The sequence below is a fragment of the Streptomyces sp. NPDC054841 genome (assembly GCF_053611045.1).
The window spans coordinates 2,178-12,977 of record NZ_JBSGZO010000240.1 but is presented as its reverse complement, the minus strand read 5'-3'; the positions used below and the strand labels follow the sequence as shown (position 1 = coordinate 12,977).

The window sequence follows — 10,800 nt, the reverse complement described above, 5'->3', positions numbered from 1 at the left end:
CCTTCGCCGCCGAAGAGGTCGTCGTTGCCGCCGCCGCCGTTGAGGCTGTCGTGGCCGTCACCGCCGAAGAGGTCGTGGGCGCCGGCGCCGCCGTCGAGTCTGTCGTCGTCGCCGCCGCCGTCGATGTCGTCGTCGCCGTCGCCGCCGGAGAGGGCGTCGTCGCCTTTGCCGCCGGAGAGGCTGTCGGTGCCGGCCCCGCCGTCGAGGCCGTCGCGGCCGTCGCCGCCCAGGACGACGTCGCTGCCGGCACTGCCGGAGAGGCTGTCGTTGCCGGCGTCGCCGCAGATGACGTCGTTGCCACCGACGCCGTCGACCCGGTCGTTCCCGCCCAGCGCGACGATCACATCGTCGCCCGGGGTGCCCACGATGTTGTCGTTGCCCCCCGTGCCGACGATCGTCGCGGGCATGTCCGCACAGGTCGGGGTGCCCGCCATGACGGTCTGCGGGTGGGCGGCCGGGACCGCGGCGAATGCGGGAGCGGCGGTGGTGATGAACCCTGCGGTCGCCAAGGCCAGCAAAGGCAGCAGCAGGCCGCCGGCACGGGGCCCTCTGCGGCACACGCCGGGAGCCATGACCAACCCGGAATCCCCACCGTGGGCATCCCGGCCTGTGCGGGCATACCGGTTGTGCGGGCGAACAGACAGATCCAGTTCCATCAACGTGCACCCTCCGACAGGAAAAGCACTCAACCCGTACAGCAGGCCACGTCCCGGTCCCTCCCGCCCGTCCCACCACGGCAGCCGTCGCACCCCCACCCGCCCCCTCCGCAGGTCAGGCCCGGGCGCACCATGGAATGAACCACTCCCACGGCTGTCCCCCACTCAGGCCGCTCCACCACGCCCCTCGGTCCTCCTCGGAGGGCGGACCCGGGGCACTGAGGTTCCAGGGAGGTCCCGGGCCGTGAAAATGCCCCTGAGTCGCGCCGTATGCGCAGCTCAGGGGCATGATCACAAAGGCTACTTCTTCTTGCCCTGGTTCTTGACCGCCTCGATCGCCGCCGCCGCGGCCTCGGGGTCGAGGTACGTGCCACCGGGCTTGACGGGCTTGAAGTCGGCGTCGAGCTCGTAGAAGAGCGGGATGCCGGTCGGGATGTTCAGGCCCGTGATGTCGGCGTCGGAGATGCCGTCGAGGTGCTTGACCAGGCCGCGGAGCGAGTTTCCGTGGGCGGCGACCAGGACCGTGCGGCCGGCCAGCAGGTCCGGGACGATGCCGTCGTACCAGTACGGCAGCATGCGCTCGACGACGTCCTTGAGGCACTCGGTGCGCGGGCGCAGCTCGCTCGGGATCGTCGCGTAGCGCGGGTCGTCGCTCTGCGAGAACTCCGTGCCGTCCGCGAGGACCGGCGGCGGGGTGTCGTACGAGCGGCGCCACAGCATGAACTGCTCCTCGCCGAACTCGGCGAGGGTCTGGGCCTTGTCCTTGCCCTGCAGCGCGCCGTAGTGGCGCTCGTTCAGCCGCCAGGAGCGGTGGACCGGGATCCAGTGGCGGTCCGCGGCCTCCAGCGCGAGCTGGGCGGTGCGGATGGCGCGCTTCTGCAGCGAGGTGTGCAGCACGTCGGGGAGCAGGCCGGCGTCCTTGAGCAGCTCACCGCCGCGGACTGCCTCCTTCTCGCCCTTCTCGGTGAGGTTGACGTCCACCCAGCCGGTGAACAGGTTCTTCGCGTTCCAGTCGCTCTCGCCGTGGCGGAGGAGGATCAGCTTGTATGTCGCGTCGGCCATGGGCCTGAGCCTAATCGACGCCCCACACGGCCGACGATTGACGTCCGCCGTCAATTGACTGGCGCACCGGAGCGCCGCACTTGTAAGTTGCCGATCAGCTCAGCGCCACTTACAACCGGGGGGATGCACGTATGTCCGTAGCCACGCTCAGACGGGCCGCGAAGGAGAGCGTCTCAGGTCTCCCCCGGGAGTTCTGGTGGCTGTGGGCCAGCACCCTGGTCAACCGGCTCGGCGGCTTCGTCGCCACGTTCATGGCCCTGTACCTCACCCTGGAGCGGGGCTACTCGGCCTCGTTCGCAGGGCTCGTCGCCGCCCTGCACGGCCTCGGCGGTGTCGTCTCCTCGCTCGGCGCCGGGGTGCTGGCCGACCGGCTCGGGCGGCGGCCCACGCTGCTGATCGCGCAGACCTCGACCGCCCTGTCCGTGGCACTGCTCGGCTTTATGGAGCATCCGGTGGCGATCGCGGCCGTCGCGGGCCTCGTCGGCATGGCCAGCAACGCCTCCCGGCCCGCGGTGCAGGCGATGATGGCGGACATCGTCCGGCCCGAGGACCGGGTACGGGCCTTCTCCCTCAACTACTGGGCGATCAACCTCGGCTTCGCGATCTCCTCCGCGGCCGCCGGCCTGATCGCCGAGTACAGCTATCTCGCCGGCTTCCTCGGCGAGGCCGCCCTCACCCTGGTCTGTGCGGTCCTCATCTTCGTGAAGCTGCCGGAGTCCCGGCCCGAACGGAGCGCCACGGAGGGGACGAGCGAGCCGGACATCGGGCTCGGCACCGTCCTGCGGGACGGCCGCTACATGGGCGTCGTCGGTCTCTCCTTCCTGATCTCGCTCGTCTTCATGCAGGGCTGGGTCGGCCTGCCCGTGGCGATGGGCCTGGACGGCTGGTCCCCCTCGGACTACGGGTTCGTCGTCGCCGTCAACGGCGTGATGATCGTCGCCCTGCAGATCCCGGTGACCCGCTTCATCGAGCACCGCGACCCGCAGCGGCTGCTCGTCATCTCCGCGCTGCTGGCCGGGTACGGCTTCGGGCTCACGGCCTTCGCCGGGTCGATCGCGGTCTATGCGGTGACGGTGTGCATCTGGACGCTGGCCGAGATCGTCAACTCCCCCACCCAGATGGGCCTGGTGGTCCGGCTGTCCCCGGTGCACGGCCGCGGCCGTTATCAGGGCGTCTACACCCTGTCCTGGTCGGTCGCCGCGCTGCTCGCTCCACTGATGGCCGGTTACGTCATCGACCGCTTCGGCGCCGAGTGGCTGTGGGCTTCGTGCGCGGCGCTCGGCACGGTGGCGGCGCTGGGGTACTGGCTGCTGATGCGCGGGCTGCCGGCGACGGATCCGCAGGAGGTGGCGGAAGAGGCGGCGGAAGGGGCGGCGGAGAAGGCGGCCACCCCCGGGCCGGCAGAGGACGATGTCCCGGCCGTCGCCGCCCCGGCCGGGACACCCGAAAAGGCCGACGCCTAGGCCCTGTCCGGCGGGTCAGGTCCTGTCGGCGAGCGGCTCAGCGGTCGAGGTCGAGGTCGAGGTCGAGCTCGCGCTGCGCCTCGTACAGATTCCGCGGCCGTACGGCACCGGGCGAACCGTACGCCTCGATCCGGGAGTTGAGCTCCCCGGTGAAGTCCGGTACGTCGGTCTGGTCGAACTCCCGCACGGTGGAGATGCCGACGGTCGCGCTGTACGGGGCGATTCCGTCGATCCGCACGAGACCGGCCCGTTCGTTCGTCACCGTGACGTTCCAGTGCGTGAAGCGCGCCCCGTACAGGGGTCCGGCGCTCGCGTCGCCGCCGTGGCGCCCGTTGTTGTCGACGGTGATGTCGGTGCGTACGTTCGCGAAGGGCATCCCGCGGTGGGTGTCGAAGGTCCCCATCTCCATCACGCCCCGGGACCAGACGTTGTAGCTGGACAGGCCCTCGACGTTGATGCCGTGCAGCTGGGTGCCGGCCGGGGCGGGCACGGTGCGCTGCTCGATGACGAAGTCCTCGACGAGGTTGTCGTGCGCGCCTTCGCGGCAGAAGTACGGATGGTGCGAGCCGCGGCCCGCGACGCGGGTGCGGCGCAGCGTACAGGCGGAGGCGGCGACCAGCCCGAAGCCGTTGTCGACGTGGCGGACGGTGATGTCGTCGGCCCAGCAGTCGTACGCGCACTGGAAGGTGACACCGTTGTGGCCCTTGTCGAGCAGATGCGGCGACTGCGGTGTCTCGACCGCCTCCAGCGTCAGCCCCTCGACACCGGAGCCGGTCAGCGCTTCCACGTGCGTGGTGATGCGCGGGTCCCATTCGGGGCGTGCGTCGAGAGGCAGCGGCCGCTCGAAGGCGACCCTCCGGCCGTGGACGGCGGTGATGCGTACGGGCCATTCGTAAGGGACGTACGACGTCAGCTTGGTCTTGTCGTCCCAGTGGTACGCCTCGGGTCCGGCGCCGCCGCCCGCCATGTGCTCCAGCAGGGTGTGCCCGGCGTCGTCGGCGAGGCGCAGCAGCACGAGCTGTCCGCGCCGGAGGGCCGATGCGTCGTCGACGGTGACGCAGTGGTCACCGCGGCGGGCGGGCCGGACGGTGGTGAGGGTGCTCCATTCGTCACGCCTGTTGCCGGTCCAGCCCTCGAAGGGCCAGGCCTTGGCCTTGATGGCGGCGGTCAGTGAGTCGTAACGCCCCTGCGGGCAGAGCCATATGAGGCCGCCCGCCCAGGACCAGCTGGACTTGTCGCCGCCGTAGCGGCTTCCGTACGGGCCGATGAGCTCGGTGAGGTTCTTCGTCGCGACGAGCCTGGTGCGGCCGCTGCCGGCGCCGCGCAGGACGACGTTGCTGTGGCCGATCCGGATGACGTCGTCGATCCGGTACGTGCCGGGCGGGATGAGGACCGTGCCGCCGCCGCGTTCACCGGCGGCGGCGACGGCACGGTTGATCGCGGGGGCGGCGTCCTCGGAGCCGTCGGCCTTCGCCCCGTGGTGCAGGACGTTCGCCACGACGGGCCGCCGCGGGAAGTGCGCCGATCCGCCGCGCTGTCCCGCCCTGGCGACGTACGGGATCTGGGGGTGGGTGTACGGAGACAGGGCGAACTCCCGCCAGAGCGTTGCCGTCTCGTGGGCCTCGGGAGTCGCTGCGGTCGCCGCACCGCCGGACACGGCGACCGCGGCCACGGCGACCGCACCGCCGAGCAGGCTCCGTCTGGTCAGCTGATCCATGAACCCACCTTCCATGCATATGAACGTCGTTCATGTCTGCGTCGGCGGTGAGCATGGCACGACCAGGAAGGGCAGGGAAGGGGGCGTGCAGAAGGTGGTTGGCTGCGGTTACTTCGCAGGCCGCTGAGTCAGATGCGTGAACGCGTCGAGATTACGGGTGGACTCGCCGCGCGCCACCCGCCACGCGTACTCCTTGCGGATCGCGCTCGCGAAGCCCAGCTCCAGCAGGGAGTTGAAGCCGCCGTCCGCCGCTTCCAGGACCGTGCCCAGCAGCCGGTCCAGCTCGTCCGGGTCGACGACCGCGAGCGGCAGCCTGCCGACGAGATAGATGTCGCCGAGCGGGTCGACCGCGTAACTCACGCCGTACAGCTTGAGATTGCGCTCCAGCAGCCAGCGGTGGACGCCCGCCTCGTTCTCGTCCGGGTGGCGGATGACAAAGGCGTTGAGGGAGAGGGAGTGCTGACCGACGATCAGCGAACAGGTCGTCGACAGCTTGCGGGTGCCGGGGAGTTTGATGACGTACGAGCCCGGCGCGGGGCTCTCCCACTCCAGTTCGGCGTCCTTGAGGTACGCCTCGATGATCTGCCGCACGTCAGCCATGGTGGGAGCGTACGCGACGGCGGTGTGCGTGCATCGCCGCCGTGTAGACCTCGGCGGTGGCCGAGGCGGCCGTGGCCCAGCCGAAGGAGCGGGCGTGCGCGGCGGCGGCCGCGCCCATCCGGCTCGTCAGACGCGGGTCGTCGACGAAGCGGCGCAGCGCGCGGGCGTAGTCGGCGGGATCGTGTCCGGGCACCAGAAAGCCGGTGGAGCCGTCCCGTACGGCCACCGGCAGTCCGCCGACGGAGGCCGCGACGACGGGGGTGCCGGTCGCCTGCGCCTCTATGGCGACCAGGCCGAAGGACTCGCTGTGCGAGGGCATGACCAGCACGGACGCGGCCCGGAACCAGTCCGCGAGCCGGTCCTGGGCGACGGGCGGCCGGAAGCACACGACATCGGCGATGCCGAGCCGGGCCGCCAGCTTCTGCAGCCCTTCCGGCTTGGCGAGGCCGCTGCCGCTCGGCCCGCCGACGACCGGCACGACGATCCGGGAGCGCAGTGAGGGGTCCTGTTCCAGCAGCAGCGCGACCGCGCGCAGCAGCACGTCGGGGGCCTTCAGCGGCTGGATACGGCCGGCGAAGAGCGGGATCACGGCGTCCTGCGGGAGGCCGAGGCGGGCGCGGGCGGCGGACCGGCCGTCCGCGACCCGGAAGCGGTCCAGGTTCACACCGGGATGGACGACGGCGACCTTGGCGGGGTCGGCGTCGTAGTGGCGGATCAGCTCGCCGGCCTCCTCCGCGGTGTTGGCGATCAGCCGGTCGGCGGCGTCGACGATCTGGGTCTCGCCGATCACGCGGGCCGCGGGCTCGGGGGTGTCGCCGTCCGCGAGCGCCGCGTTCTTGACCTTGGCCATGGTGTGCATGGCGTGGACGAGGGGGACGCCCCAGCGCTCGGCCGCGAGCCAGCCGACGTGGCCGGAGAGCCAGTAGTGGGAGTGGACCAGGTCGTAGTGGCCCGGCCGGTGGCCCGCCCAGGCCTGCATCACGCCGTGTGTGAAGGCGCACAGCTGGGCCGGCAGCTCCTCCTTGGCCAGGCCCTCGTACGGCCCGGCGTCGATGTGCCGTACCAGCACGCCGGGCGCGAGCTCGACGACCGGGGGCAGCCCGCCCTCGGTCGACCGGGTGAAGATCTCGACCTCGATGCCGATGGTGGCCAGCCGCTTGGCGAGCTCCACGATGTAGACGTTCATACCGCCCGCATCGCCGGTGCCCGGCTGGTGCAGGGGCGAGGTGTGCACGCTGAGCATGGCGATACGGCGCGGCTTGCGGTGCTGGCCGGGCAGCCGCAGCCGGGGCGGCGCCGCCAGGGTGCCGGCGAGCCGGGACACGTACTGACTCACGTGGACGGTCCTCTCCGCTCGGGTGCGCAGGCATGGCCCCAAGGGCATGCCGAAGGGGAGAGCACGCACTGCCCTCCAAGGCCCGTCAACAGTGGAACCCCCTCTTTCATTTCCCCCTTTACCGAATCATTGCCAAGGCCTCACGGCGTGTCACAGCCACCCCGGTCCGCCCCTTACCCTCGGTTGCATGCCCCCGCGCTCCACCCCGCCCCCGTCCCGCCCTGTGGGCGCGGTGACCCGCGGCACCACCAATCCGAACCGGCTGCGCCGCATGGACCGCTGGATCGCCGCCGTGCACGGCCCGGCGCTGCGCCGCTCGGCCGCCGCCCCGGTCGCGGTCGACCTCGGGTACGGGGCGGCCCCCTGGACCGCCGTGGAACTGCTGCACCGGCTGCGGACCGCCGAGCCCCGCACCCGGGTCGTCGGCATCGAGATCGAGCCGGCGCGGGTCGAGGCGGCCAAGCCGTACGAGCGCGAACAGCTGCGGTTCCTGCACGGCGGCTTCGAGGTCCCGCTGCCGGACACCGACGGGCGCCCGCTGATCATCAGGGCGGCGAACGTGCTGCGGCAGTACGACGAGGAAGAGGTGGCCGCGGTCTGGGAGCGGCTGTGCGCCCGCCTCGCGCCCGGCGGGCTGCTGGTCGAGGGGACGTGTGACGAGATCGGGCGGCGGCACGTGTGGGTGGCGCTGGGCCCCGAGGGGCCCAGGACCGTCACCTTCGCCACCCGGCTGGGCTCGCTGGAGCGGCCTTCGGACCTCGCCGAGCGGCTGCCCAAGGCGCTCATCCACCGCAATGTGCCCGGCGAGCCGGTGCACGCGTTCCTGCGCGACTTCGACCGGGCGTGGGCCGCCGCTGCTCCGTATGCCTCACTCGGCGCCCGGCAGCGCTGGATAAGGGCCGTACGGGAGTTGTCCGCCGACTGGCCGCTGACGGGCACCGGGACGGATGGTCTGCGGCGGTGGCGGCAGGGCGAAGTCACGGTGAACTGGTCGGCCCTGGCGCCCAATTCGGGCTGAACAGACAGCGAAGGGGCGGCGGGGGGAACGCGGCCCGGGGTTTGTTCGTCTGAGACCGGTGAGAGTGATCGTCACCGTGAACCATCCGACTGGCTCTGTCTCTTTGGCGCGGGTCGTGGCACCATCACGTCGGCAAACGTAAGTTACTGACGGTAAATCATATATGAGAATTGTCAGGCCTTGTCCGGAGGGGGACTTGTGAACCGACGCCGCTGTGCCGCCGCCGCGATCACCGTGGTCTGCGCCGTGACGCTGCTGGTGCCGCCGGCCCAGGCCTTCGCCGCGCCCGCGCCGCCCGGGGCCCCGAAGAAGAGCCTCGAAGAGGTGCGCACGGAGCTCGACGGCCTCTACCGCAAGGCGGCCTCCGCCACCGACGCGTACAACCTCGCGGAGGAGCAGGCCGACAAACAGTCGGCGCAGATCGTGAAGCTGGCCCAGGAGATAGTGAAGGGCCAGGCCAGGATCGACGACCTCAAGGACCGCGCCGGCGCCACCGCCCGCGCCCAGTACCGCGGCGGCGGCCTGCCGCCCGAGGCGCAACTCGTCCTCACCAGCGATCCGCAGCTCTTCCTCGACGGCGCCGGCCGCCTCAAGGCAGGCCAGAAGGCGACCAAGGACCTCCTCGGGGAACTGACGCGGACGCAGGCCAACTTGGCCGCGTACAGCAGGGAGGCCAGCACCCAGTGGGCGAAGCTGGAGGCCAACCGGGTCAAGCAGGAGAAGGCCAAGAAGGAGATCAACAAGCAGATCGCCGCGGCGAAGAAGATAGAGGCGCAGCTGCAGAAGGAGGAGCTGGCCCGGCTGCTGAAGCTGGAGCAGGACGCCGCGTACAAGGCGCAGACGGCCTGGCTGGGATCCGGCGTCCTCAAGGAGATCAACGGCCGCGCGAGCGAGCAGGGCAAGGCCGCGGTCGAGTTCGCGACGAAGCAGATCGGAAAGCCGTACGTGTGGGGCGCGGAGGGGCCGGGTTCGTACGACTGCTCCGGGCTGACCTCGCAGGCGTGGGCGGCGGCGGGTCGCGGCATCCCGCGCACCTCGCAGGAGCAGTGGCGGCTGCTGCCGCGCATCGACATCAAGGACATGCGGCCGGGCGACCTGATCATCTACCACTCCGACGCGAGCCACGTGGGGATGTACGTGGGCGACGGGGCCATCGTGCACGCGCCGCGGCCGGGGCGGAACGTGACGCTCGCGGGCGCCGGTTCGATGGCGATCCTGGGGGTCGTCCGCCCGGACAAGTGAGTGAAACCACATCAAAACGGGCGGAGTGAGCCGGGTCACGCGGGAGTTGCGTGACCCGGCTCACCCGTGGTGCGTGACGTTCGTCATCACCCGGAGGGCAACTACCTCCCGATGCGCGGCATATGCCATCGACTCTTCCCGAAACGCCATTCCCCCACACCCCCGGCTACCGCTATGGTCCCCGTCTGGCGGGACGTCGATCGTCGTCACGCCCGCGCCCTCGGGGGGAGGGAAGGAACCGAAACGATGCCCGTACCCGTTCCGCGCCAGCGGACCGGCTCACCAGTCGCCGTAGGCACTGCCGCCCCAGGACCCGCCGCAACAGGACCCGCCGACGCAGGATCCGTCACGGAAACCACGTCCGGTGGCGACATCACCCTCACCCTCCTCGTCATCGAGGACGACCCGGCGGGCACCTTCACCGTTCCCGAGCTGCTCGACGCGGCCGGCACCCGTGTGCGCATCCGCACCGCCCGCAACCTCACCGAGGCGGAGCGGCTCCTCACGGACGACGTCCACTGCATCCTCGTCGACCTCGCGCTGCCCGGACCCACCCGCGACCGCGACAGCGGCGACGCGCTCGCCGTGCTGCGGCACGTCCTGCGCCTCGCGCCGCGCCACGCCGTGCTGGCGCTGACCACGAACGCGGACGCCGAGCGCGCGGCGGAAGCGGTCCGGGTGGGGGCACAGGACTTCCTGCTCCGCGATGAGCTGGACGGGCGGCTGCTGACCCGCGCCATCCGCTACGCCGTCGAGCGCAAGCGCGCCGACAGCACCCAGGTGAAGCTGACCGAGTCCCGGCTGCGGGCCCAGGAGAACGCCCGGCTGGAGCGCGGCCTGCTGCCCACTCCCCTGCTCCAGGGCTCCGATCTGCGTTTCGCGGCCCGCTACCGTCCGGGACGCTCGCGCGCGCTGCTCGGCGGCGACTTCTACGACACGGTCCGCACGCCGGACGGCACGGTCCACGCGATGATCGGCGACGTCTGCGGCCACGGGCCGGACGAGGCGGCGCTCGGTGTGGAGCTGCGGATCGCGTGGCGGGCACTGACCTTCGCCGGCCTGTGCGGTGACGAGCTGCTCTCCACCCTCCAGCAGGTGCTGGAGCACGAGCGGGAGAGCGAGGAGATCTTCGCGACCCTCTGCACGGTCGACATCGCGCCCGACGGGCGGCGTGCGGGCCTGTGCCTGGCCGGCCACCCGTCCCCGCTGGTCGTCCGCAAGGGCCGGCCCGCGCAGCTGCTCCCGTACGAGAACGGCGGCCCGGCGCTGGGCCTGCTCCCGAAGGCCCGCTGGCCGCGCCGCCAGGTCGAGCTGGGCCGCGCGTGGAGCCTGATGATGTACACGGACGGGCTCATCGAGGGCCGCACCTCACCGGGCGGGGACCGGCTGGGCCAGGACGGCATGGTCGACATGGTCAACCGCCAGGTGACGGCGGGGCTGGGCGGCGAGGCGCTGCTGGAGGCCGCGGTGGCAGAGGTGCGTGAGCTGAACGGCGGCGATCTGACGGACGACGTGGCGGTGCTGCTGCTGGACCGGGTGCGGGACTGACGCGGGCGGACAGGGCCGAGGCGGGGCTGACGGGGGTCGAGGCGGGCCCGAGGCAGGACTGGCGAGGCGGGGCTGACGGGGGTCGAGGCGGGCCCGAGGCAGGACTGGCGAGGCGGGGCTGACGGGGGTCGAGGCGGGCCCGAGGCAGGACTGGCGAG

9 protein-coding genes are annotated in these 10,800 nt (G+C 71.6%); 4 read left to right on the top strand and 5 right to left on the bottom strand.

Annotation, left to right across the window (positions count from 1 at the left end; all coding sequences use genetic code 11):
- On the bottom strand, window positions 1–572 hold a 572-nt coding region (locus ACWGI8_RS27015; RefSeq protein WP_453664719.1), incomplete at its 3' end, for a calcium-binding protein.
- Window positions 573–956: 384 nt separating this feature from the next.
- Complete coding sequence (locus ACWGI8_RS27010; protein WP_453664718.1) at window positions 957–1,718, bottom strand: phosphoglyceromutase; 762 nt, start codon at window positions 1,716–1,718, stop codon at window positions 957–959.
- Window positions 1,719–1,849: 131 nt separating this feature from the next.
- On the opposite strand from ACWGI8_RS27010, the gene ACWGI8_RS27005 reads away from it, so the two are divergent.
- Window positions 1,850–3,181: an MDR family MFS transporter gene (locus ACWGI8_RS27005; RefSeq protein WP_453664716.1), complete on the top strand. Its 1,332-nt coding sequence runs from the start codon at window positions 1,850–1,852 to the stop codon at window positions 3,179–3,181.
- A 37-nt stretch (window positions 3,182–3,218) separates the two neighbouring features.
- Here the strand turns inward: ACWGI8_RS27005 and ACWGI8_RS27000 are convergent, their stop codons facing one another.
- The 3 genes from ACWGI8_RS27000 to mshA form a co-directional block, all read right to left on the bottom strand.
- Window positions 3,219–4,898 (bottom strand): glycosyl hydrolase family 28-related protein, encoded by a 1,680-nt coding sequence (locus ACWGI8_RS27000; protein WP_453664714.1) that lies wholly within the window; start codon window positions 4,896–4,898, stop codon window positions 3,219–3,221.
- 108 nt (window positions 4,899–5,006) lie between these two features.
- The gene (locus ACWGI8_RS26995) at window positions 5,007–5,498 is read right to left on the bottom strand and encodes a YbjN domain-containing protein (protein WP_453664713.1); all 492 of its coding nucleotides are present in this window, start codon (window positions 5,496–5,498) and stop codon (window positions 5,007–5,009) included.
- On the bottom strand, window positions 5,491–6,834 hold the full coding sequence (gene mshA / locus ACWGI8_RS26990; protein WP_453664712.1) for a D-inositol-3-phosphate glycosyltransferase: 1,344 nt from the start codon (window positions 6,832–6,834) through the stop codon (window positions 5,491–5,493). The genes ACWGI8_RS26995 and mshA overlap by 8 nt, the downstream gene beginning before the upstream one ends.
- Before the next feature lie 187 nt (window positions 6,835–7,021).
- On the opposite strand from mshA, the gene ACWGI8_RS26985 reads away from it, so the two are divergent.
- The 3 genes from ACWGI8_RS26985 (at window position 7,022) to ACWGI8_RS26975 (ending at window position 10,642) form a co-directional block, all read left to right on the top strand.
- The gene (locus tag ACWGI8_RS26985) at window positions 7,022–7,852 is read left to right on the top strand and encodes a class I SAM-dependent methyltransferase (RefSeq protein WP_453664710.1); all 831 of its coding nucleotides are present in this window, start codon (window positions 7,022–7,024) and stop codon (window positions 7,850–7,852) included.
- 198 nt (window positions 7,853–8,050) lie between these two features.
- Window positions 8,051–9,094 (top strand): NlpC/P60 family protein, encoded by a 1,044-nt coding sequence (locus tag ACWGI8_RS26980; protein ID WP_453664709.1) that lies wholly within the window; start codon window positions 8,051–8,053, stop codon window positions 9,092–9,094.
- Between the two features lie 246 nt (window positions 9,095–9,340).
- Window positions 9,341–10,642 carry a PP2C family protein-serine/threonine phosphatase gene (locus ACWGI8_RS26975; protein WP_453664708.1) on the top strand — a complete coding sequence of 434 codons (1,302 nt, stop codon included), beginning with the start codon at window positions 9,341–9,343 and terminating at the stop codon, window positions 10,640–10,642.
- Window positions 10,643–10,800: the final 158 nt, after the last annotated feature.